The organism is Aeromonas sp. Y289-2, assembly GCF_027705925.1.
Classification (GTDB): Bacteria; Pseudomonadota; Gammaproteobacteria; order Enterobacterales; family Aeromonadaceae; genus Aeromonas; species Aeromonas veronii.
Genome location: NZ_JAPDCH010000012.1, coordinates 108,020 through 129,296, shown reverse-complemented (window position 1 = coordinate 129,296; position 21,277 = coordinate 108,020). Strand labels below are relative to the sequence as shown.

20 protein-coding genes are annotated in these 21,277 nt (G+C 59.7%); 10 read left to right on the top strand and 10 right to left on the bottom strand.

Annotated elements, in window-relative coordinates:
• Positions 1-66: 66 nt before the first annotated feature.
• The gene (locus OKC43_RS16910; protein WP_236272279.1) at positions 67-666 is read left to right on the top strand and encodes a YhgN family NAAT transporter; all 600 of its coding nucleotides are present in this window, start codon (positions 67-69) and stop codon (positions 664-666) included.
• 75 nt (positions 667-741) lie between these two features.
• On the opposite strand, the gene OKC43_RS16905 is transcribed toward OKC43_RS16910, so the two are convergent.
• Positions 742-1,710: a LysR family transcriptional regulator gene (locus OKC43_RS16905; protein ID WP_005357635.1), complete on the bottom strand. Its 969-nt coding sequence runs from the start codon at positions 1,708-1,710 to the stop codon at positions 742-744.
• 276 nt (positions 1,711-1,986) lie between these two features.
• On the opposite strand from OKC43_RS16905, the gene tatA reads away from it, so the two are divergent.
• The 3 genes from tatA (at position 1,987) to OKC43_RS16890 (ending at position 4,118) form a co-directional block, all read left to right on the top strand.
• Entirely contained in the window at positions 1,987-2,148 is a 162-nt protein-coding gene (gene tatA / locus OKC43_RS16900) for a twin-arginine translocase TatA/TatE family subunit (RefSeq protein ID WP_005339944.1), read from the top strand.
• A 16-nt stretch (positions 2,149-2,164) separates the two neighbouring features.
• Positions 2,165-2,467: a YfcZ/YiiS family protein gene (locus OKC43_RS16895; protein WP_005339945.1), complete on the top strand. Its 303-nt coding sequence runs from the start codon at positions 2,165-2,167 to the stop codon at positions 2,465-2,467.
• Between the two features lie 229 nt (positions 2,468-2,696).
• Positions 2,697-4,118, top strand: coding sequence for a lytic transglycosylase F (locus OKC43_RS16890; RefSeq protein WP_236272280.1), 1,422 nt, complete (start codon positions 2,697-2,699; stop codon positions 4,116-4,118).
• Here OKC43_RS16890 and OKC43_RS16885 read toward each other — a convergent pair.
• Entirely contained in the window at positions 4,096-4,272 is a 177-nt protein-coding gene (locus OKC43_RS16885) for a hypothetical protein (protein WP_005339947.1), read from the bottom strand. The genes OKC43_RS16890 and OKC43_RS16885 overlap by 23 nt on opposite strands.
• Positions 4,273-4,345: 73 nt before the next feature.
• On the opposite strand from OKC43_RS16885, the gene OKC43_RS16880 reads away from it, so the two are divergent.
• Positions 4,346-5,599 (top strand): phospholipase D-like domain-containing protein, encoded by a 1,254-nt coding sequence (locus OKC43_RS16880; RefSeq protein ID WP_236272281.1) that lies wholly within the window; start codon positions 4,346-4,348, stop codon positions 5,597-5,599.
• A 521-nt stretch (positions 5,600-6,120) separates the two neighbouring features.
• On the opposite strand, the gene OKC43_RS16875 is transcribed toward OKC43_RS16880, so the two are convergent.
• From OKC43_RS16875 to OKC43_RS16850, 6 genes are all read right to left on the bottom strand, one after another.
• Entirely contained in the window at positions 6,121-8,676 is a 2,556-nt protein-coding gene (locus OKC43_RS16875) for a TRAP transporter permease (RefSeq protein ID WP_236272282.1), read from the bottom strand.
• A 103-nt stretch (positions 8,677-8,779) separates the two neighbouring features.
• Positions 8,780-9,751 carry a TAXI family TRAP transporter solute-binding subunit gene (locus OKC43_RS16870; RefSeq protein WP_005339950.1) on the bottom strand — a complete coding sequence of 324 codons (972 nt, stop codon included), beginning with the start codon at positions 9,749-9,751 and terminating at the stop codon, positions 8,780-8,782.
• Between the two features lie 413 nt (positions 9,752-10,164).
• Entirely contained in the window at positions 10,165-12,318 is a 2,154-nt protein-coding gene (locus OKC43_RS16865) for a S9 family peptidase (protein WP_236272283.1), read from the bottom strand.
• A gap of 234 nt (positions 12,319-12,552) precedes the next feature.
• Positions 12,553-12,984, bottom strand: a complete 432-nt coding sequence (locus tag OKC43_RS16860) for a DUF411 domain-containing protein (protein WP_005339953.1) — start codon at positions 12,982-12,984, stop codon at positions 12,553-12,555.
• Positions 12,985-13,030: 46 nt separating this feature from the next.
• Positions 13,031-13,354, bottom strand: a complete 324-nt coding sequence (locus OKC43_RS16855; protein ID WP_236272284.1) for a hypothetical protein — start codon at positions 13,352-13,354, stop codon at positions 13,031-13,033.
• An 88-nt stretch (positions 13,355-13,442) separates the two neighbouring features.
• Positions 13,443-14,165 (bottom strand): SDR family oxidoreductase, encoded by a 723-nt coding sequence (locus OKC43_RS16850; protein WP_236272285.1) that lies wholly within the window; start codon positions 14,163-14,165, stop codon positions 13,443-13,445.
• A 142-nt stretch (positions 14,166-14,307) separates the two neighbouring features.
• Between OKC43_RS16850 and OKC43_RS16845 the strand changes: the two genes are divergently transcribed.
• The 5 genes from OKC43_RS16845 (at position 14,308) to OKC43_RS16825 (ending at position 19,429) form a co-directional block, all read left to right on the top strand.
• A complete protein-coding gene (locus OKC43_RS16845) occupies positions 14,308-15,150 on the top strand; it encodes a LysR family transcriptional regulator (RefSeq protein WP_236272286.1) in 843 nt (280 codons plus the stop codon).
• 101 nt (positions 15,151-15,251) lie between these two features.
• Entirely contained in the window at positions 15,252-15,848 is a 597-nt protein-coding gene (kefF, locus tag OKC43_RS16840) for a glutathione-regulated potassium-efflux system oxidoreductase KefF (protein ID WP_236272287.1), read from the top strand.
• 67 nt (positions 15,849-15,915) lie between these two features.
• A complete protein-coding gene (locus OKC43_RS16835) occupies positions 15,916-17,772 on the top strand; it encodes a monovalent cation:proton antiporter-2 (CPA2) family protein (protein ID WP_236272288.1) in 1,857 nt (618 codons plus the stop codon).
• Entirely contained in the window at positions 17,769-18,155 is a 387-nt protein-coding gene (locus OKC43_RS16830; RefSeq protein WP_111900333.1) for a SirB2 family protein, read from the top strand. Before OKC43_RS16835 ends, OKC43_RS16830 begins: the two co-directional genes overlap by 4 nt.
• A 287-nt stretch (positions 18,156-18,442) precedes the next feature.
• Positions 18,443-19,429, top strand: coding sequence for a helix-turn-helix transcriptional regulator (locus OKC43_RS16825; RefSeq protein ID WP_005339987.1), 987 nt, complete (start codon positions 18,443-18,445; stop codon positions 19,427-19,429).
• A gap of 856 nt (positions 19,430-20,285) precedes the next feature.
• On the opposite strand, the gene OKC43_RS16820 is transcribed toward OKC43_RS16825, so the two are convergent.
• Both OKC43_RS16820 and rsmD read right to left on the bottom strand, forming a co-directional pair.
• Positions 20,286-20,597, bottom strand: a complete 312-nt coding sequence (locus OKC43_RS16820) for a DUF1145 domain-containing protein (protein WP_005348564.1) — start codon at positions 20,595-20,597, stop codon at positions 20,286-20,288.
• Positions 20,581-21,210, bottom strand: a complete 630-nt coding sequence (rsmD, locus tag OKC43_RS16815) for a 16S rRNA (guanine(966)-N(2))-methyltransferase RsmD (RefSeq protein ID WP_100654707.1) — start codon at positions 21,208-21,210, stop codon at positions 20,581-20,583. Before rsmD ends, OKC43_RS16820 begins: the two co-directional genes overlap by 17 nt.
• Positions 21,211-21,277: the final 67 nt, after the last annotated feature.

Sequence of the window (21,277 nt, the reverse complement as noted above, 5' to 3'; positions counted from 1 at the left end):
TTCTTCGCCCTTTGCTATATTTCGCCCCCTCTCTTTTCCCTATTCAGGGCGTAGCCCGGGCGTTGTATGGATACTTTTTCTGCCGCAGTCATGCTGTTTCTGATCATGGACCCGCTGGGCAACCTGCCGGTCTTCCTCTCTATTCTGCGTCATATCGATCCCAAGCGACGCCGCAAGGTGATGGTGCGCGAGCTGATCTTCTCGCTGGCCATCATGATGCTGTTCCTGTTCGTCGGTCAGCAGATCCTCGGTTTCCTCAACTTGCGGCAGGAGGCGGTCAGCATTGCGGGGGGCATTATCCTGTTCCTGATCGCCATCAAGATGATCTTCCCGAGTGAGGGGGGCGTGACCGGGCTGGCGGCGGGCGAGGAGCCCTTCCTGGTGCCGATGGCGATCCCGATGATCGCTGGTCCTTCTATCTTGGCTTCTTTGATGCTGCTGGCCAATCAGGAGCCGACCCGGATGGTGGACTGGTCGCTGGCACTCTTTCTGGCCTGGGCTGCCAGCGCGGTGATCCTGATGTTCTACGAGGTATTCAACAAGCTGCTGGGTGAGCGGGGGCTCACTGCGGTGGAGCGGCTGATGGGGATGCTGCTGGTGATGATCTCGGTCCAGATGTTGCTGGACGGGGTACATCACTATCTGGCGGTGACCGGTCAGGGCTGAGTGAGTTACATCTTGAAGTGAATGAAACGGGGCTACGCAGAGCCCCGTTTTTTGTGCCGCCGAGAAGGCGTGCCGTCACCCGTGAGTGGTCGCAGCGGGTTCCAGTTTGCTCATGATGAGGGAGAGCAGCAATTCCCGCAGCCAGCGGTGGCCCGGATCCTCGCTGTGACGCTGATGCCAGATGAGCAGATGGGAGATGCTGTCCAACCCGATGGGCAGCGGCAACTGCAACAGCGGATAGACCTGGGTGGCGTGGCGAGCGTAGAGCCTGGAGAGGGTCACTATCATGTCGGAGTGCATCCCCATCCGCAGTGCCGCCTCGAAGGAGGGGACGGTTGCCTCGATACGCCGGTAGAGATCCTGCTCTGCCAGCTTGTGATCCAGCATCCAGCGGTCTCGCCCCTCGCAGTAAGTCTGCACATGGGGATAGCTGAGGTAGTGCTCCAGATTCCAGTTGGGCTCTCGCAGCGCGGGGTGGTGCTGCTGCACCAGACAGGTGAGATCATCGACCGCCAGCACTCGCTGACAGATGCTGTCGGGCAGGGTATCGAGCCGATAATCGGAGCTGATGCAGTTTTCCCGCACCGCGAAGGCGATGTCCACCTGACCCTGACTCATCTCGGTCAGACTGTTCTCGGTCCACTCCTCGTAACGCAAGCGGATCCGTGGTGCCTGCCGCTTCAGCTCGCTCAGGTAGAGCGGGGCAAACAGGGTGAAGGCGCTGTCCATGCTGGCGATGACGAACTCCCGCTCCGAGCTGGCGGGGTCGAACTCGGGCGGCTGGATCAGGTTGTCCAGCGACAGCAGGATGGGTTGCAACTGTTGTTGCAGCGCAAGGGCTCGGCCGGTGGGTTCCAGCCCGTAGGCAGAGCGGATGAAGAGGGGATCATTGAAGGTATCGCGCAGACGGCCGAGGGCTTTACTGACCGCGGACTGGCTCAGATGAAGGCGGCGTGCCGCCTTGCTGCCGTTGCGCTCTTCCAGCAGTACCTGCAGGATAATCAGCAAATTGAGGTCGATGCGACCCAGTTGTTCCAGCAGCATGATATGAATCCTCTTCAATTCTAAGATGAATTTATACCATTTGTTTTCATATCTTGGCGATCTTATCCTCGAATGGTCTCAGGTTCGCATGAACCACTGGTACAGGATGTAGCGGTTGAGGGGACATGTAGCACAATCAATATGGCGACCTCAGGGTCGCCCTATTTTTTGGCTATGATTTATTTGCTCACTTGCACCTGCCTTGATTTTGCCCAACAATCCCTGCGCTCTATTTTGATACAAGTAACAGATATCTCTTTGTGAGGGAGTATCCCTATGGGACTCGGTGGAATTCATATCTGGCATATGCTGATCCTCTTGCTGGTCGTTGTGCTGGTCTTCGGCAGCAAGCGTCTTGCCAGTGCAGGTGAGGATCTGGGTACCGCCATCAAAGATTTTCGCAAGGCGATGCGTGACGACGCAAATCATCCGAAATAAGCAGTAGGAGTAGAAAATGTCTGTAGACGAGAAAGTTGAACTGAACGAAACCTGTGACAGCTGCGGCTGTTTTGCCGAGATCGGCACCATCATCGGCGAAGGCGACGATGTGATGGATCTGGTGATTGAAGCCGCTGCCGAGGCTGATGCCCGCGCCAAGCTGGCTGCCTATGAAGCACTGGCCAAACAGGTCACTGCCGAAGCTCAAGTGAGCAGCGAACTGACTCAGGGCGCTAATGGCGTGATCCTGAAAGCCCGCCTGCAATTCACCTGCACCGCCGAAAAACTGATTTTCGAAATGCGGGCTCGCTCTATCTGAGTTGTCTGATAACGCGGCAGGTTTGCCTGCCGTGTTGACCCTTCTGCTGTGGGTCGGCGTTCTATAGTTACTCTATCCCACAGACGTTTTTGCCCGGCGCGAGTCGGCCAACAGAAGGCGCAAACATCATGACGCAGCGATGGATCTCTGCCCCCAATCCCACCCTCTATCGTGATCCGTGCTGCCAACAGGCAGCAGGCGTGACCTCAGCACAGGGGCAGCCATCGTGATGCGACGCTGGATCTGGGCGCTGCTGGCCCTCTGCTGTTTTCCCCTGCTCGCGGCTGAACTCAAGCCACAGCGTCTGCCCCAACCCGGGGACCTCGAAAGCATTCTGCAAAAGCGCGAACTCAGGGCTCTGGTGGTCTATGAGCGCGGCTTCTACTTTCTCGATCGCGGCGCCCAGTACGGTATTCTGGTCAATCAGCTGCAAGGGTTCGAACGCTGGCTGAACAAGACCTATCTCGCCAAAGAGAAGGTCAAACTCAAGGTGGTCTACATCCCGGTGCGTCAGGACAAGCTGCTGGACTATCTGACCGAGGGGCGCGGCGATCTGGTGGCGGCGACCATGACGGTGACCCCGACCCGGCGTGAACAGGTGGCCTTCTCCCGGCCGCTCATCTCTTCCATCGAGGAGTGGGTGGTGAGCCAGCAGAGCCTGCCCGCCTTCAGCCGTATTACCCAGCTCTCCGGCAGGCGGGTCTGGGTGCGCGCCAGCTCCAGCTACTACGAGAGTCTGCGCCAGCTCAACTGGTTGTTTCGCGAGCTGGGGTTGCCCCCCGTCTATATCGAAACGGTGCCCGAATATCTGCAGGATGGCGATCTGCTGGAGATGGTGGCCGCTGGCATTATTCCCCTGACGGTGACCGACAGCTACAAGGGGAGGATCTGGCTGGGTGGCATGATCTCCGGCCTCAAGGCCCACAAGTTGATCCCCCTGCGCAGCAACGGCACCAGTGCCTGGGCGCTGCGCAAGAACAGCCCCGAGCTGCTCAAGGCGGTCAATGGCTATCTGGCGAGTGTCAGCCGCAACAGCCTCTACAGTGACATGACCCTGCGCCGCTTGCTGGTTCGCAGCGATCAGATGAGCAATATCCTGGCGCCGGATCCCATGGGGCGCCTCGCGACCATTCGCAAGGTGCTGGAGAAGTACGCCAATCAATACGATCTCGACTGGCTGATGCTGGCGGCGCTTGGCTACAAGGAGTCCGGCCTCAATCCCAAGGCGCGTTCGCCCAAGGGGGCCGTGGGCCTCATGCAGCTGCTGCCCAGCACAGGGCGGGAAGTCGGCATCAACGGCGCCAGACTCACCACGCTGGAGGGAAATGTGGAGGCCGCCTGCCGCTACATGCGGTTGATCCTCGATACCTACTTCAATGATCCCAAGCTGGATCGGCTCAATCGCCACCTGTTTGCCCTCGCCGCCTACAACGCCGGGCCGAACCGGGTGCAGGTGCTGCGAGGCAAGGCGGAGAAGCTGGGGCTCGATCCCAACGTCTGGTTCGGCAACGTGGATCAGTTGGTGGCCAACGAAGTCGGACAGGGGCCGATCAACTATGTCGGCACCATCTACAAGTACTACGTGGCCTATCGTTTCAGCCTGCCCCAGATCGAGGGCAAGGCTGCCGCTATCGAAGCGGCTCAGCCCTGAGCCGGTTGACCGGCAGGGTCGCCTGCACGGTCGGCAATTGCCAGCCACCGTCCCTGTGTTGCAAAAACCAGTGAGCAGGGCCGGTGGCCGGGATGAGATCTGGCTGGCTGAGCTGGCCCAGATAGCGCAACATCGGGGTATCATGCAGTTCCATCAGCAACTCCTTTTGAATATGTGAAGAGGCTCGCCAGCGTTATGACACCCGGCCATGACAGCAGGATGACACCATGATCCCCGGATCCTTTGCCCTGATCGACGATCCCCTGCTGGCGCTCAAGGTGCGCTGCCACTGGATCCGTCATGCCCGCGAGCGGATCCAGGCGCAGTACTACAGCTGGGAAGAGGACAGCAGCGGCAAGCTGCTGCTGAGCGAGCTGCTCCACGCCGCCCGGCGTGGCGTCAAGGTACAGCTGCTGGTGGATGATCTCTATGCCGGTGACAACCGCTTTCTGGAGATGGTGGCTCACTACCCGGGGATCGAGGTGCGGCTGTTCAACCCCTTCTGGCTGCGGGGCTGGCGCCCGCTGGCACTGCTGCTGGAGGGACTGCTCAGCTTTCGCCGCATCAACCACCGGATGCACAACAAGCTGCTGCTGGTGGATGGCAAGCTGGCGCTGATTGGCGGGCGCAACATCGGCGATCGTTACTTCGGTCTGGATCCGCAAGCCCCCTTTGTGGATCTCGATCTCGCCTGTCAGGGGGGACTGTGCCAGCAGATGGCGCAGGGGTTCGAGCAGTTCTGGCACAGCCGCTGGAGTCACCCCATCCGTCATCTGCTGCGCCGCGAGCTGCTGCCCGCCGAAATAGAGGTGGTCAACGACTTCCTGTTTACCATGACGGATCCGGCGGTGGCGACGGTCTACGATCTGCCTGCGGCGCTGTTTGACGAGCGCGATTTGCCGCTGCAATGGCATGAGGGGCGGGCCGAGGTGTGGTTCGACCGTCCCGGCAAGGGGCTTATCTCCCGTCCCACCACTGCCCGTCAGCTCTGGCGCCAGCTGGCTGACAATCCCTGCTCGCTGGGGTTGGTGACCCCTTACCTCATCCTTACTCGCGGATTTCGGCACCGTCTGGCGCGGCTGCGCCAGCAGGGGGTCGCCATCGACATTCTCACCAACTCGTTGGCCAGCACCGATGTGCCGCTGGTCTATGGCGCCTACCAACGTTATCTCGGCTGGTTGCTGCGCCGCGGGATCCGGGTCGCCGAGTTTGACCATGGCCACGGCAGCCTGCACGCCAAACTGATCCTGCTGGGGGAGGAGCGGGCGCTTTTTGGCAGCCTCAACCTCGATCCCCGCTCGCTGTTTCTCAATACCGAGCTGATGCTGCATCTGCACTGCCCGCCGATCTGCGAGGCGCTGCGAATGTGGCTGGCTCGCTGGCAGGAGCAGGCGGGTGGATTGCCGCGCAAACCCGAAGGGTGGTCAAGGCGGCTGATAGCCCGCCTGAGCGACTGGTTGCCACTGCGGCGTTGGCTGTGAGGCGGCCATTTTTTGTGCGAGATCTCGCAAAGCCTTGTAAGCCATTGCTGATGCCCCTTGCGGGTGAATAACCATGCATGAATCTATCTTGCTGTTTTATAACAATTTAGTGGTGATGATAAGGCTGTTTTTTATACTCTGATGTGAATGGAATTAGCATAAAAACGTTTTTTATTTTGTTTTTATGCGTAATATTTCAGTTGCAAGGACAAACACGGCGGCCTGTCTGCCGTGTGGACGAAGGTTGTAACGGGTTGCTGGCCAGTTGCATCGCTGCAATTGGTGCGCACTTCAGATGGGTCGCGAACTATCGGAAAGTGAAACAGAGACCCGGAGCGGCCGGACTCCAATATGGAACATGCTATTTGCGAGGGGGTGACATGGACATGTCACCCCACTTTTTTGGCCGCTCGCCACCGTTTACCTTTTTCCATGACTGTTGCTCATCACAAGAGCCGCAGAGGGCAAGGCAATAAAAAGAGGGCCGCAATAGCGGCCCTCGGTCTCATCTGCCCAGTGGGTTAGCCGGCCTTGACGCTGCGGCGACGCTGCAGCCAGACGATCGCCCCGAACAGCAGGAAGCCCGGGATCCACATCCACTCCTTGGTCCAGCGCTCGGTCGGCGCCTTGACGGTGAGGATCTCCTGATCGAACTCCAGTCCCATGGTGGCGGCCGGGCTGCCAAAGGCAACGTTGTCGATCAGCGTCTTGCCATCCTGCTCATAGAGGCTCAGCCCCAGATTGGCCAGCCGCTCTTCGCCATTTGCCCCATCCGGTACGGCGACCAGCAGGGTGAACTTGCGCGGTTTGCCCACTGCATCTTCACCGAGGATCCGCAGCCGCAGGGTGCTCTCCGCCTCCACTTCACCCATGGTTTGGGCCAGCTGGGCAGGCGGGGTCTCGCGATAGGGGTCGTGCACCATGTCCATCCAGAAACCCGGGCGGAACAGGGTAAAGGCGACCAGCAACAGCAGCACGCTCTCGTACCAGCGGCTCTTCACCAGGAACCAGCCCTGGGTGGCGGCGGCGAAGATCAGCATGGCGATGGTCGCCACGATGAAGATCAGCACCCCGTGGGCGAAGTCCACGTCGATCAGCAGCAGATCGGTGTTGAAGATAAACAGGAACGGCAGCGCTGCGGTACGCAGGCTGTAGTAGAAGGCGGTGATCCCGGTCTTGATGGGATCGCCCTTGGAGACAGCGGCTGCCGCGAAGGAGGCCAGCCCCACCGGCGGCGTCACATCCGCCATGATGCCGAAGTAGAAGACGAACAGGTGCACCGCGATCAGCGGCACGATCAGCCCGTTTTGCTGCCCCAGCGTCACGACCACCGGTGCCAGCAGGCTGGACACCACGATGTAGTTGGCGGTGGTGGGCAGCCCCATGCCAAGGATCAGGCTCAGCAGGGCGGTCAGCAGCAGCATCAGCAGCAGGTTGCCCATGGAGAGGAACTCCACCAGATCCGCCAGCACCAGACCAACCCCGGTCTGGGAGACCGCACCCACGATAATTCCCGCGGTGGCGGTGGCAATGCCGATACCGATCATGTTGCGGGCACCGGCGACCAGCCCTTCCCGCAGATCCACCACGCCGTCAGCGACGGTGCCGTAGTCGTGCTTGCCGTCCTTGCGCAGCCAGTTGAGCAGCGGGCGCTGGGTCAGCAGGATGATCACCAGCATCACGGTCCCCCAGAAGGCCGACAGCCCCGGCGAGAGGCGTTCCACCATCAGGCACCACACCAGTACCACCACCGGCAGCAGGAAGTGCAGGCCGGAGAGCAGCACGGCGCGGGTGTTGGGCAGCTCGGTGAGCGGCTTGTCGGGATCTTCGGCAGGCAGTGGTTCATTGCTGGCGGCGATCTTCAACAGGGCCACATAGGTGGCAGCCAGCAGTACCGAGATCCCCGGCAGGGCGTAGTCACCCAAAGCAGGTTTGAGCCAGCCGAGGCCATAGTAGACCGCCAGTGACAGGCCGCTGATGAGGGCCGTGCCAAAGGCAAAACCGGTCAGGCGACGCAACCAGGGTTTGGGTTGATGGTTGCCGATGGGCTGCATGCCCAGTTTCAACGCCTCCAGATGGACGATGTAGAGCAGCGCTATGTAGGAGATGGCGGCAGGCAGGAAGGCGTGCTTGATGATCTCCACATAGGGGATGCCCACGTATTCGACCATCAGGAAGGCGGCTGCCCCCATCACCGGCGGCATGATCTGGCCGTTGACCGAGGAGGCCACTTCGACCGCCCCCGCTTTCTCTGAACTGAAGCCTACCTTCTTCATCATCGGGATGGTGAAGGTGCCGGTGGTCACCACGTTGGCAATCGACGAGCCGGAAATCAGACCGGTCAGGCCGGAGGCGACCACTGCCGCCTTGGCCGGGCCGCCACGAAGGTGACCGAGCAGGCTGAAGGCGAGCTGGATAAAGTAGTGACCGGCACCGGCCCGCTCCAGCAGGGCGCCGAACAGCACGAACAGGAACACGAAGCTGGTGGAGACGCCAAGGGCAATGCCGAACACCCCTTCGGTGGTGATCCACTGGTGGTTGGCCAGCGCGGTGAAACCTACCCCGCGATGTGCCAGCAGTCCCGGCATCCAGGGGCCCGCCAGGCTGTAGACCAGAAAGACGATGGCGATGACCGCCAGTGCTGGCCCCAGGGCGCGGCGCGCCGCTTCCAGCAGCAGCGGAATGCCGATGCAGGCGGTTACCAGATCGGCGGTGGTGAGGGTGCCGGGACGCAGTGCCAGCGCTTCATACATCACAAACAGGTAAGAGGCGGCGCCAGCAGCGATCAGACCGAGGGCGATATCACCGAGGGGGACCCGATCTCGCGGCGAGGAGCGAAATGCCGGGAACACCAGAAAAGCGAGCAACAGGGCAAAGGTGAGGTGAATGGAGCGGGTTTCGGTGTCATTGAGTACGCCAAACCCCACCATAAAGGGGAGTGGCGAGGCGATCCAGAGCTGGAACAGGGACCAGGCCAGCGCCAGTGCGGTGATGAGCCAGCCCATGATGCCCAGCGGCAGGCGAGCGCCCACATCCTGGGCGATCAGTTCCTCGGTAGAGAGTTGTTTATCTTGCATAGGGTTAACTTGTGCCAACGAGTACAACAAGAGCGACACCCGCCCCCGCAATCAGGCGGCAGACGGGTGTCGAAGAGAGTGACAAAGGCCCCGGGGCCTTCAATCAGAGCCAGCCGCGCTCTTTGTAGTAGCGGGCAGCCCCTTCATGCAGCGGTGCAGAGAGACCCACCTTGATCATGTCGGCCTCTTTCAGGTCGGCAAAGGCAGGGTGCAGGCGCTTGAAGCGATCCAGGTTGTCGAACACCGACTTGACCAGCTGATAGACCACTTCCGGATCGGTTTTGGCGCTGGTGGAGAGCACCGCTTTGCCACCGATGGAGGGGGTCGGCTTGTCGCTGCCCTTGTAGATGCCGCCTGGGATCTCGGCCTTGCTGTAGTAGCTCTTCTCGGCCAGCAGCTTGTCGATGTCGGCGCCGGTCACAGGTACCAGTACTGCATCTGTGGTGGTGGAAGCTTCCTGAATGGCGCCGTTCGGGTGACCCACGAAGTAGCTCATGGCGTCGATGTTGTTGTCACCGAGGGCGGAGGCCTGTTCGGCCGGCTTCAGCTCGGAGACCAGACCGAAGTCACCCTTCTTCCAGCCTTTGACCGCCATGATCTCTTCCATGGTGTCACGCTGGCCGGAGCCCGGGTTGCCGATGTTGACGCGCTTGCCCTTCAGATCGTCGAAGCTGGCGATCTTGGCATCGCGGCGAGCCAGGATGGTGAACACCTCGCTCTGCAGGGAGAAGACGGCGCGCATATCGTCCATGGCCCCTTCGGCCTGGAACGGTGGCAGCCCCTTCATCGCCTTGAACTGGTGGTCGGATTGCATGATGCCGAAGTTGAATTCACCGCTGCGGATGCCATTGACGTTGGCAACACCACCGCCACTGGCCGGGGCGTTGCACTTGATCTGGTGATCGGCGGCGCCGCGATTGAGGAAGCGGCAGATGGACTGGCCAGCGACATAGTAGACGCCGGTCTGACCGCCGGTGCCTATGGTCACGAAGCGCTCCTGCGCTTGTACCGGACCACCGAATGAAACACCGACCAGAGCCGCCGACAGGGCGCATGCCAAAGTTAATCCTTTCATTTTTTCTCCCTTTTCTTTGATTTTGTTTATCCGATCCCCGGATAAATTGATGGCAATCCCGTTCTGCGCCGGGCTTGCCCGCTCTTCTCGTTGCGCGAAAGCGGGGGAGTTGATCACCCCCTTTCCGGCTGTCACCCTCATCCTGTGGTGAGGCTACCGACCTCCTGTCGGTCGAAGATAAATTGGCCCCTGAGGGGCCAAATAAAAAGTTGCAAGCACTCCGATTAAGCACATTCACCCAACATAAATCAAACGAAATGGCAAAATAGCGGAGTTAAATCTTGAGAAACATGACCTCGATCATTCATTTTCTTGCCGAAGATTAATTTGATATGGAGGGAAATGGAAGAGGGAAAAACTACGAGAGGATTCTTATGCGGCCCTTGAATGACAAGGGCCGGAGTCATGAGAGATCAGTTGGCCGGGGTGGCCAAATCCAGGATAAAGGCGTATTCCAGCGCGATATCCTCGTAAGCTTTGAAGCGGCCCGACTTGCCGCCGTGGCCGGCGTCCATGTCGGTGTTCAGTAACAACTTGTTATCATCCGTCTTCAGCTCGCGCAGCTTGGCGACCCACTTGGCGGGCTCCCAATACTGCACTTGCGAGTCGTGCAGCCCGGTGGTGACCAGCAGGTTGGGGTAGGCTTGAGCCTTCACCTGATCGTAGGGGCTGTAGCTCTTCATGTAGTCGTAGTAGCGCTTCTGGTTCGGGTTGCCCCACTCGTCATACTCCCCGGTGGTGAGGGGGATCGACTCGTCCAGCATGGTGGTGACCACATCGACGAATGGCACCTGCGCCACCACGCCGCGATAGAGTTGGGGCGCCTGATTGATGACGGCCCCCATCAGCAGACCACCAGCGCTGCCGCCCATGGCGTAGACCTGATCCCTGGCCCCGTAGCCTTGCTCAACCAGCGCCTTGGTGACATCGATAAAGTCATTGAAGGTGTTCTGCTTTTTCAGCAACTTGCCATCTTCGTACCAGTGACGGCCCAGCTCTTCACCACCCCGGATATGGGCGATGGCGTAGACGAAGCCTCTGTCCAGAAGGCTCAGGCGCGAGCTGCTGAAGTCGGGATCCATGCTGGCGCCGTAGGATCCATAGCCATAGACCAGCAGCGGATTCTTGGGCGCATCGGCCTGCTCTTTCTTGAACTTGTCCTTGCGATAGACCAGCGACACCGGCACCGATACGCCGTCGCGGGCGGTCACCCAGAGCCGCTCGCTGGCGTACTGGTCGGCCTTGAAGCCGGCCACCGGCTGCTGCTTGAGCAGGGTGCGCTTGCCGCTCGCCATATCCAGCTCATAGGTAGAGGCGGGGGTGGTCATGGAGGAGTAGCCATAGCGCAGGGCGCTGGTATCCGGCTCCGGGTTGTAGGCGAGCCAGGTGACATAGGCGGGATCGTCGAAGGCGATCTCCTTCTCGTCACCGCTCTGCCAGTTGATCTGGCGCAGTCGGGTCAGCCCCTTGTTGCGCTCTTCCAGTACCAGCCAATCCTTGAACAGGGCGTAGCTCTCCAGCAGCACGTCCGGATTGGGGGCAATCACCGCCTTCCAGCGATCAACCGGGCTCTCCTTGGTTTCGTAGAGGCCGAAGTTCTTGCCGTCCTTGTTGGAGCGCACATAGAAGCGGCCGCGGTAGTGATCCAGGCTGTATTCGTGATCCACCTGGCGGGGCAGGAACAGGCGGGGGGCGTGCTCCGGCTGGTTGGCATCGATCAGCCGCGCTTCGCCGGTGGTGGTGCTGGAGAGGGCGATGACGATGAAATCTTCCGAGGTGGTGGCGTAGAGGCTGATGTAGAAGGAGTCATCCTTCTCCTCGTAGACCAGCTTGTCCGTGGCCGGATCCGTCCCTAGCGTGTGGCGATAGACCTGATACGGAAGCAGGGTCTGCGGGTGCTTGCGCACATAGAAGACGGTCTTGTTGTCGTTGGCCCACACCAGATTGCCGGAGGTATTTTCCAGTTTGTCGGTGGCCCACTGGCCGCTCTCCAGATCGAGGAACTGGATCTGGTACTGACGGCGGGAGAGGAAATCTTCCGCCACCGCCAGCCAGCGGTTGTTGCGGCTCACTTCAAGGGCGCCGAGGGCATAGAACTCGTGCCCTTCAGCCCGCAGGTTGCTGTCGAGCAGCAGACTTGACTGCTCTTCACCGAGCTTGGTGCGCGAGTAGATCCCGTACTCCTTGCCCGGCTCATAGCGGGTCTGGTAGCGGTAGCCGTTCTTCACATAGGGTACCGACTCATCCTGCTGGGGGATGCGGGCGACCATCTCTTTGTAAAGCTGTTCGCGCAGGGGTTGGGTCGGCTTGAGCATGGCCTCGGTATAGGCGTTCTCGGCCTTGAGATAGTCCAACACCTCGGGCTTCTGCCGCTCGTCGTCACGCAGCCAGTAGTAGTTGTCGATGCGGGTATCCCCGTGTTTTTTCAGAGTGCGGGGATGTTTGGCGGCCACGGGCGGCTGGATTGGATGTTCGCTTGTCAGCATGGCGGGCTCTTCATTGGCATAAGTGGGGGGGAGAACTGTCAGAAAGGCTAGCAGCAGAACTCCTCGGGAAAAGGTAAACATGTCGCATCCTTGGCGCTGGAAAGGGTTGGTAGACCTGAGCATCGGCTCCATGAATTGGCGTTAAATCTGCCCCTTGTTGCCGGTGGTTGCAAGCAATCCCTTGTTATTGCAGGAAATGTAATCAAAAAAAGCCGCTATCTCGCGATAGCGGCCCTCTTTCTGGCCATGAGCGGCAAGAGTCCGCTCAGGTGTGCCTCACATGATATGGGAGTGCCCTCTCATGACCAGTTTTCGTCAGCCTGGGTAGCTCGACCAGCGGTTGGTCGCGCCCTCGTTGCTGATACTCAGTACCTCATAGGGATGGCCCGGAATATCCATGCCCGGCGCACTCTGGGGCATGCCCGGAATGGTCAGGCCACGGATCGCCGGTTTTTCCCTGAGCAGCTTTTGTACATCGGCGGCCGGTACATGCCCCTCGATCACATAGCCATTTACGATACCGGTATGGCAAGAGGCCAGTTCCGGTGCGATACCGTATTGCTGCTTCACTGCGCCGAGCTGTTCGGTTTCGATGACTTCCAGTTCGAAGCCATTCTGCTCCATGTGCTCGTTCCAGCTTTGGCAGCAGCCACAATATTTGGATTTGTAGACGGTCATCTTCTCGGCCGCGAGGGCCGAAAAGCTGACGGTACCGGCCAGCATGGCCAGTAACAGGGGTTTGTACATCACTCACCTCAGATTGAAAGAAAAGATGCCCGATACGGGATGCGTTTCAGGTCCGGGTGCGTGGGGGGCGTTCGAGCCGCTCGCACGGGGCGTCCGGCATAAAGAGAGAGGGGGGGGCGAAGTCGGGGGTATCCGGTTCCAGCACGGCGACCGTCAGGCTGTCGCTGCCTACCAGCGTCATCGAGAGGGCGGTGGTAAAGCTGCCGCAGGGCATCGCTTTTTCCAGGGTACGCTCGCTCTGGCTGCAGTGGGTGGTCAGGGTACAGAGGTCGGTTGCGGCCCGGCTGCCAAACGACATCAACACCAGCACCAGACTCCACAAGGGGAGCCAGCGACGGGCGTGAGCGAGTTGGCGACGGGTGAGAACCATGGAATGACTCGGAAAAAACAAGGGGCACATGGTAACCCTGTGCCCCGGGGGAGGGTCAAGCCCTCCCCATGGTGTCAGTCAGCCAGGATTAAGGTTGCTGACGGGTCGCCGCCAGCACGATCTCGCGCACGCAGACGTTGGCAGGCTGGTTCCAGGCGTAGAGCACGGCATCGGCGATCACTTCCGGCGCAATGACGCCACCCATCTGATCTTTCCAGTCGTGGTAACCGGCCTTGATGCTCTCGTCAGTGGTGTGGCTGAGCAGCTCGGTCTCGACCGCACCCGGGGCAATGGTCACCATCCGCACGCCGACATCGGCCACCTCTTCCCGGATGTTCTCGGTCAGGGCGTGCACGGCGAACTTGGTGGCGCAGTAGGCAGCATGGTTCGGGAAGGTCTTGCGACCGGCGATGGAGCTGATGTTGATGATGGTACCGCTGCGGCGCTCCTTCATGCCTGCCAGCACTGCGTGGACGCCGTTTAGCACCCCCATCACGTTGATGTTGAGCATCTGCTGCCATTCGGCGGGATTCTGCACATCGGCCTGACCCAGCAGCATGACGCCGGCGTTGTTGACCATGCAGCCGACCGGGCCAAATTTGGCTTCTGCCTGCTGGACGGCGGCTTTCATGGCGGCGGTGTCGGTCACATCGACCCCGATGCAGAGGGTATCGGGCAGGTTCAGTGCCTGCATCGGCTCGACCCGGCGGGCCAGCAGCAGCAGCGGATGACCGGCAGTAGAGAAGGCACGGGCGATGGCGGCACCGATCCCGGCAGAGGCACCGGTGATCACGACGAGAGATTTTGACATGGGTCTTTCCTTCTGATTCAAGAGTCGGTTTGAGCAAACAGGTGGCTGGCCAGCACGGAACCCAATCACTATAGTCACTGCATCTATAAGTGATAAATATTGTTTTCCGCTGGTTATCATCTGAAAAAACTATGGTTGGTTTATGCTGGACTTGAGATTGCTGCGTTTCTTCATCGCCATCTATGAAGAGAAGAACATCACGGCGGCGGCCGAGCGCTGCCACGTCAGCCAGCCCTCCCTCTCGGCGGGATTGCGCCAGCTGGAAGAGGCGCTCGGTGACAGCCTGTTTGTCCGGGGCAAGAAGGGGGTGGTGGCGAAAGATCCGGCCCACTATCTCTATCCCCACGCGGTCAAGCTGGTGGAGGAGGCGCGCCGTCTGCCGGAGCTGTTTCGCCAGAAAGCGACGCGTGCGAGGCTCAATATCGCCATCATGTCCGACCTGAGCCGGCGTCGGGTGGCGGGGTTGCTGCAACGGGTACAGACGGTACTGCCCGAGCTGGATCTCACTCTCTCCGATTACGGCACGCCAGCCGACTGTCGGCTGACGCTGGACGCTCTGCGCCGGGAGGACGAGGTCTTTCTGCCGCTCTGGGAAGAGGATTACGTGCTCTGCGTGCCGGTCGACCATCCCCTGGCAAGTCGCGAAAGGATCGAGCTCGCCGAGCTGCAACATTATGATTTTATTGAGTGCCCGCCCTGCGAAGCCCATCAGCAGACTATCGGCCTGCTGGCCTGTGACCGCCTTACCCTCAATCTGGTGGCCAAGGCCGAGAGCAAGGGGCTGGTGATGGCGCTGGTGCTGGCGGGGGTCGGCATCAGTTTTCTGCCGGACGGGCTGGTCGAGGATGAGGCGGGGCTTTGCACCCTGCCGGTGAGCGGACCGCGGATGTTTCGCCGGATTGGGCTCTGCTATCCCGCCCACCAGACCCTCAATCCGGCGCTGCGGGAGCTGATCCCCGAGTTGGCAGGCTATGGCGCTTCCTGATAAGGTCGCTTTCCTGTGCACCTTTACGATGCAGCTCCCCAGACTCCCCTTTTCTGTTTACCGCGCCTTGCACCGCAAGGCTTTGTTCGGGTGATGTGGTCATGAAACGCATTCTGGTTATTTTTTCCCATCCCGCGTTGCAGAGCTCGCGGGCCAACAAGCAGCTGTTGCAGGCGATTGAGGGGCTGGAGGGGGTCAAGGTTCACGACCTCTATCAGCACTATCCCGATATGTTTATCGATGTGAAGCGGGAGCAGGCGCTGCTCTGTGAGCATGACATCATTGTCTTTCAGCACCCGTTTTACTGGTACTCCTGCCCGGCCATCATGAAAGAGTGGATGGATCTGGTGCTGGAGTATGGCTATGCCTACGGCCCCGAGGCTCATGCCCTCAAGGGCAAGCAGTGGCTGAGCGCCATCACCACGGGCGGGGCGCCGGAGTCCTACTGCAGCGAGGGGTATAACAGCCGACCGCTGCTCGACTTTCTGCTGCCATTTCAGCAGGCTGCCACCTTGTGCGGCATGAACTGGTTGCCGCCCTTTGTGCTCCACTCGTTCCACAAGATCAAGGATCCCGCCGCCCTGCGCCGCTGTGGACAGGATTACCGCCAGCTGCTTTGCGCCCTGCGTGATGATCTGCTGACCCCGGAGCAACTGGCCGGGCGCCCTTATCTGCGCGACTTGCTGGAGGTGCTCTGATGACACATGGGCAGCTTGTTGGCCGAGCTTATGAGCCGGACCAGATGTTCACACGGAGGGCTGACTGATGGGCCACGGGATCCTGTTTGATGCCTTTATCTATCTCTCGGCCGCCGTTATCGCGGTGCCGCTGGCCAAACGCTGGGGGTTGGGCTCGGTGCTCGGCTACCTGCTGGCGGGGATCATCATAGGCCCCTTTCTGCTGGGGCTGGTGGGGGAGCAGAAGGATGTGATGCACTTCGCCGAGTTTGGCGTGGTGCTGATGCTGTTTCTGGTCGGTCTTGAATTGCGTCCGGCCCTCTTGTGGCAGCTGAAGGGGCCGATCCTCGGCACCGGCGGCCTGCAGGTGCTGCTCACTACGGCGGCACTGACCGGCGTGGCGCACCTGATCGGTCTGCCGCTGCAACAGGGGCTGGCCATCGGCCTGATTCTGGCGCTCTCCTCGACCGCCATCGTTCTGCAGAGTCTGCAGGAGCGCAAGCTGATGCAGAGCGAGAGCGGTCGCTCCGCCTTTGCGGTGCTGCTGTTTCAGGATATTGCGGTCATTCCGATCCTGGCGATCCTGCCGCTGCTGGCCATGGCGCCGGTCGCTAGCAGTGGTGGCTCCGAGTTGGCGGGTTGGCAGCATGGTCTGCTGGTGGTCGCGGCCATCTCCGGCATCGTGCTGGGTGGCCACTATCTGATGCGGCCGGTGTTTCGTGCCATCGCCCAGTCCCACATGCGGGAGATCTTCGTCGCCGCCGCCCTGCTGCTGGTGATCGCCATCGCGGTGCTGATGGAGTCGGTGGGGCTCTCGCCCGCTCTCGGCTCCTTCCTCGCCGGTGTGGTGCTGGCCGACAGCGAATATCGCCATGAGCTGGAGGCCGACATTGAGCCGTTCAAGGGCTTGCTGCTCGGCCTGTTCTTTATGTCGGTGGGGGCGGGGATCGACTTCGGGCTGTTTGCCGAGCACCCCTTCCTGATACCAACCCTGGTCGTTGGCATGATGGTGCTCAAATGGCTGGTGCTGATGGCGCTCGGCTTCATCATCCGAATCTCGCCGAGCCAGCGCTGGACCTTCGCGCTGGCGTTGGCGCAGGGGGGCGAGTTTGCCTTCGTGCTCTTCTCGTTTGCCGCCCAGAACCGGGTGCTGCCCGGTGAGACCATCTCGCTGCTGACGCTGGTGGTAGCGCTCTCTATGGCGCTCACCCCGCTGCTGCTGATCCTCAATGATCGGGTGATCCAGCCCTGGTTCGATTACCGTAACCAGAGCGACGCACCGCAGCATGAGCAACCTGAGCTGGTGGAGCATCCGGTGATCATCGCGGGCTTCGGCCGCTTCGGCCAGATCGTGGGGCGTCTACTGCATGGTCACGGCATCGGTACCACCATCCTCGAGCAGGATGCCAGCCAGATAGAGACCCTGCGCAAGTACGGCTATCAGGTCTTCTATGGCGATGCCAGCCGGATCGATCTGCTCCATGCCGCCGGGGCACACAAGGCGAAGTTGCTGGTGCTCTCCATCAACGATCCGGCTACCTCGCTGGCGGTGATCGAGATGGTGCAGAAGCACTTCCCGCACCTGAAGATCCTGGCGCGAGCGCTGGATCGGCCCCACGCCCACGAGATCCTGCGACACGGGGTCGAGAGCGTGCACCGGGAAACCCTCGGCTCGGCGGTCGATCTGGGGGTGGAAGCCCTGACCCAGCTCGGTTTTCGGGCCAACCAGGCCTGGCGGGCGGGGCAAACCTTCAAGCAGCACGATAACTGGCTGTTGCGCGAGCAGGTCAACTATCTGGACGACGAACACACTTATATCAACAAGAGCCTGCAATACCGGGAGATCCTCTCCGATCTGTTGCAAGACGACGAGGAGGGGCAGGAGCGTATCCATGCCCACAACTGGAACAGCGGGCTACCCGACGACGACAAGGAAGCAAAATGATTGCCTATTATCCCATGTTCAAACACCTGCATATGACGCTGGCGCTGGTCAGTCTGCTGCTCTTTATCTATCGCTGGAGTCTGGCGCTGGCCGGCAGCGATCGGTTGCAGCAGAAGTGGCTGAAGATCCTGCCGCATATCAACGACACCTTCCTGCTGCTGTTTGGTGTGTTGCTGGCGGTGGCCTTGCAGTTGAGCCCGGGTCAACAACCCTGGCTGATGGCCAAGCTGATGGCACTGGTACTCTATATCGGTCTTGGTGTCATGGCGCTCAAGCGCCCGGCCCGCGGTCAGAAGCTGGTGGCCGGTGTGGCGGCACTGGCGGTGTTTGGCTACATGGTCGGTGCGGCCATCACCAAGTCAGCCTGGTCGTGGCTGATGTGAGCAAAAGGGGAGAGCTATGCTCTCCCCTGAAATCATATTCTGTGATGAATTAATTAATCGGAGTTTTATGCTGGCAATAAATCGCAACATAGAACTTTCATTTGAGGGATTTTTGGCTAATTTTAGCCTCTAGCGGCTCCTTTTTTGAGTGCATTGTCTTTATAAATCAATTCTTTAGTGTGTTTTGTATGAAAATGGCGACAGTTGTCGCAGCAAAACTTGCGACATAGACTGTCGCAAGTCACGACTAGCATACAGTCAACGCTAAACCAGTGAAGGCAAGCACCATGAGCAAGAAGCTGTTACGACAACTGACCTTGGCGCGTTGCATCCCGCACCGCCCTTACAAGCTGACCGCCAGCCAACTCCAGGTAAAACTGGAAGAGGAAGGCATCCACGTCAGTCTGCGTACCGTGCAACGGGACCTGGAGGAGATGTCCGGCATGGGACTGTTCGACCTCACCTCGGACGAGCGCAGCAAACCCCATGGCTGGTGCTTCGAGCGCCACGGCCTCAACGACTTTGCCAATATCATGCCGCTCTCGCTGGCGGTGGCCCTGAAAACCTGGAGTGATCAGGCGAGCCAACTGTTGCCAGCGAGCGTACTGACCGAATTGAACCCGCTGGTCGACAAGGCGAGCCAGGTGATCCGTGACAGCCAGAGTGAACTGGCCGAGCGCTGGCTGGAGAGTGTCCACCAGTCACCGCGTCCGTTTGCCGGCAACCCGGAGATCCGCCGCAGCACCCTGATCCGCGATGCGCTCTGGCGTGGTCGCAAGTTCAGTGCCGAGATCCAGCGCGTGATCAAAGAGCGCACTGTGTGGCTCTGCTACGACCGTATCAACCCGCTCGGCATTCTCAATCAGCCGGACGGTCCGATCCTGCTCTGCACTCTGTCCGAGCTGGATCCCAAGGTCTACGGCATCCCGTTTGACCATATCAAGAACGTGGAGCTGACCAACTTCAGCGCCACCCAGCCGAAGGATTTCAATATCCAGAAGCTGATCCGCGATCAGGGCTATCAGGATGTGAGCGGCCCGATCCGTTTCGTCGGCCGGATCGATGCCAACAGCCAGTCGCTGGTGGATAACCAGATCCCTGGCAACAATCCACGCATGACCCGCTATGACAAGCGCAGCGTGGTGGTGGAGACCGAAGTGCAGGACACCCCGGAGTTTCGCAGCTGGTTGAACAACATCGGCGGTGAACTGGAAGTGCTGGCACCGGAATCGCTACGCAAGGCCTATCTCAATCCGGCCAACCGTTTGAGCTGATTAAAAAATTGGAATGTTGAAGAGTCGAGCCTGGTCTCGGCTCTTTTTTTTTGCGGTTTTTTTAAGCATATTTATTCAACTAATTTTTAAGTCTTAACGTCAGGATTGAACCGTTTTCCTGCCCCGTTTTTGGGGGCGAAACCCGTGTAAGAGATCTGCCATAGCGACTGTAAGAGGCTGGCGCTTTGAGCCGTACGCGAAGCCATGCCAGAATGATCGAGCTTTCCCGTGAAACTAAATAAGTTTCTGATATTAAAGGGTTAGTTTTTAAGTTCGTTTTTTGAAATGGGAGCTGCATCGGATCTTTATCATCGGATGGCCCTTGTTCGGGGTGCGCATTTCCTTAGTATGGGTCTCACAAGGACGGAGCTGGTTCGGCAGGATGCAGTGCAGCGCATAAAGATGGAATAGTCCGCAGGATGTGGACAAGGGACACCTCAGGATGAGCTCGATAATCAGGATGATTATCGTCACGGATGAATAAAGGAACACCGCGGGATGCGGCAGGACACTCTCGGGATGGGAGCAGAACGAACGGAACCTCGTTCTTCAGGATGAACAGGACCTCGCCGGATGCGAGAGGAATACTTCAGGATGAAGTGAGATAACCCGGATGGTTATCTGTCAGGAAGACGTAAGGAACCCCACAGGACGTGGTAATGGACACCTCCAGGATGGAGACAGTGAAGCAGTTCAGGATGAATTGCCAGGCCAGGAACGCCGCAGGACACGCCAACGGATTGGAAAGGGGATATTCCAAAGGATTAGGATAACGTCAGGGATTGCAGGGAGCATTGCAGTTCTACGGACAGGACGACACGACTCTAGGGGACGGCTACCGCCGTCCCCTTTTCTTTTATGGTTTGCCCGAGAGATTGCCGCGCTGGGCGGCGTTGACGATCTCTTGCAGGCGCTGACGAATGTCGACCATGCCAAACACACCAAAGATCAGCACAGTGACAAATTCGGCTTTGGTGACCGCGAAGTAGCGTTTGCAAGCTGCCTTGATCATGCTGGCCTGCAGCCAGTGCAGCAGGGCGACGATCACGCCACAGACCGGCAGAAAGCCGTTGAGTTTGCCGGGTAGCGGGGCAATCAGGCTCACCAGTACGCCAAACCAGAAGAACAGTATCAGCCCCATCGCCAACAGATTAAAGACCCGCTTCATTGTTTACCTCCCGTAGATAGAGTTGATAACAGACCTGACCTGCCTGCTTGTCCTTGAGTAGTTGCCAACTGGCGGGCAGCGCCAGATCGGCCATCTCTTTTTCCCGTTCCAGATAGATGAGGGCGTCCGGTGCCAGCCAGCCGCGCTGCTCCAGCAGTTCGCACACCTGCGGCAGCAGGTCGCGGCGAAACGGCGGATCGAGGAACACCAGATCAAACGGCGTGGCCGGGCCTTGCAGCCAGCTCACTGCATCTGACTGGATCACCTGACCCTGACTGCTACCGAGGGCGGTCAGGTTCTTCTTGATCTGGTCGGCGGCCCCTTTGTCCATCTCGATCAGGGTCACCTGCTCGGCATAGCGCGACAGCGCCTCCAGTCCGAGTCCGCCGCTACCGGCAAACAGATCTAGGCAGCGGGTGCCGCGAATGTGGGGGGCCAGCCAGTTGAAGATGGTCTCCTTGACGCGATCCGTGGTGGGCCTGAGCCCCTCCACATCCTTGACCGGCAATTTGCGGCCTCGCCACTGGCCGCTGATGATTCTTACAAAGCCCGATTTTCCTTGCGGGGCGGGACTCTTGCTCGGGTTGCTACGGCTGGATTTCACTCTGGGCATCGCGTTTCATCGTCAGAAAATAAAGTGGTAGTATAAGGCGGTTCATTTTTATGCCGACCCGCCAAGG

What these genes read in the sequence shown, in the direction of transcription:
- OKC43_RS16910 (WP_236272279.1), top strand. Translation starts at nt 67, where the DNA reads ATGGATACTTTTTCTGCCGCAGTCATGCTGTTTCTGATCATGGACCCG.
- OKC43_RS16855 (WP_236272284.1), bottom strand. Translation starts at nt 13,354, where the DNA reads ATGGTTCTCACCCGTCGCCAACTCGCTCACGCCCGTCGCTGGCTCCCC.
- OKC43_RS16875 (WP_236272282.1), bottom strand. Translation starts at nt 8,676, where the DNA reads ATGCAAGATAAACAACTCTCTACCGAGGAACTGATCGCCCAGGATGTG.
- OKC43_RS16905 (WP_005357635.1), bottom strand. Translation starts at nt 1,710, where the DNA reads ATGCTGCTGGAACAACTGGGTCGCATCGACCTCAATTTGCTGATTATC.
- OKC43_RS16865 (WP_236272283.1), bottom strand. Translation starts at nt 12,318, where the DNA reads ATGTTTACCTTTTCCCGAGGAGTTCTGCTGCTAGCCTTTCTGACAGTT.
- OKC43_RS16895 (WP_005339945.1), top strand. Translation starts at nt 2,165, where the DNA reads ATGTCTGTAGACGAGAAAGTTGAACTGAACGAAACCTGTGACAGCTGC.
- OKC43_RS16825 (WP_005339987.1), top strand. Translation starts at nt 18,443, where the DNA reads ATGAGCAAGAAGCTGTTACGACAACTGACCTTGGCGCGTTGCATCCCG.
- OKC43_RS16860 (WP_005339953.1), bottom strand. Translation starts at nt 12,984, where the DNA reads ATGTACAAACCCCTGTTACTGGCCATGCTGGCCGGTACCGTCAGCTTT.
- kefF (WP_236272287.1), top strand. Translation starts at nt 15,252, where the DNA reads ATGAAACGCATTCTGGTTATTTTTTCCCATCCCGCGTTGCAGAGCTCG.
- tatA (WP_005339944.1), top strand. Translation starts at nt 1,987, where the DNA reads ATGGGACTCGGTGGAATTCATATCTGGCATATGCTGATCCTCTTGCTG.
- OKC43_RS16830 (WP_111900333.1), top strand. Translation starts at nt 17,769, where the DNA reads ATGATTGCCTATTATCCCATGTTCAAACACCTGCATATGACGCTGGCG.
- OKC43_RS16820 (WP_005348564.1), bottom strand. Translation starts at nt 20,597, where the DNA reads ATGAAGCGGGTCTTTAATCTGTTGGCGATGGGGCTGATACTGTTCTTC.
- OKC43_RS16835 (WP_236272288.1), top strand. Translation starts at nt 15,916, where the DNA reads ATGGGCCACGGGATCCTGTTTGATGCCTTTATCTATCTCTCGGCCGCC.
- OKC43_RS16885 (WP_005339947.1), bottom strand. Translation starts at nt 4,272, where the DNA reads ATGGAACTGCATGATACCCCGATGTTGCGCTATCTGGGCCAGCTCAGC.
- OKC43_RS16845 (WP_236272286.1), top strand. Translation starts at nt 14,308, where the DNA reads ATGCTGGACTTGAGATTGCTGCGTTTCTTCATCGCCATCTATGAAGAG.
- rsmD (WP_100654707.1), bottom strand. Translation starts at nt 21,210, where the DNA reads ATGCCCAGAGTGAAATCCAGCCGTAGCAACCCGAGCAAGAGTCCCGCC.
- OKC43_RS16880 (WP_236272281.1), top strand. Translation starts at nt 4,346, where the DNA reads ATGATCCCCGGATCCTTTGCCCTGATCGACGATCCCCTGCTGGCGCTC.
- OKC43_RS16850 (WP_236272285.1), bottom strand. Translation starts at nt 14,165, where the DNA reads ATGTCAAAATCTCTCGTCGTGATCACCGGTGCCTCTGCCGGGATCGGT.
- OKC43_RS16890 (WP_236272280.1), top strand. Translation starts at nt 2,697, where the DNA reads ATGCGACGCTGGATCTGGGCGCTGCTGGCCCTCTGCTGTTTTCCCCTG.
- OKC43_RS16870 (WP_005339950.1), bottom strand. Translation starts at nt 9,751, where the DNA reads ATGAAAGGATTAACTTTGGCATGCGCCCTGTCGGCGGCTCTGGTCGGT.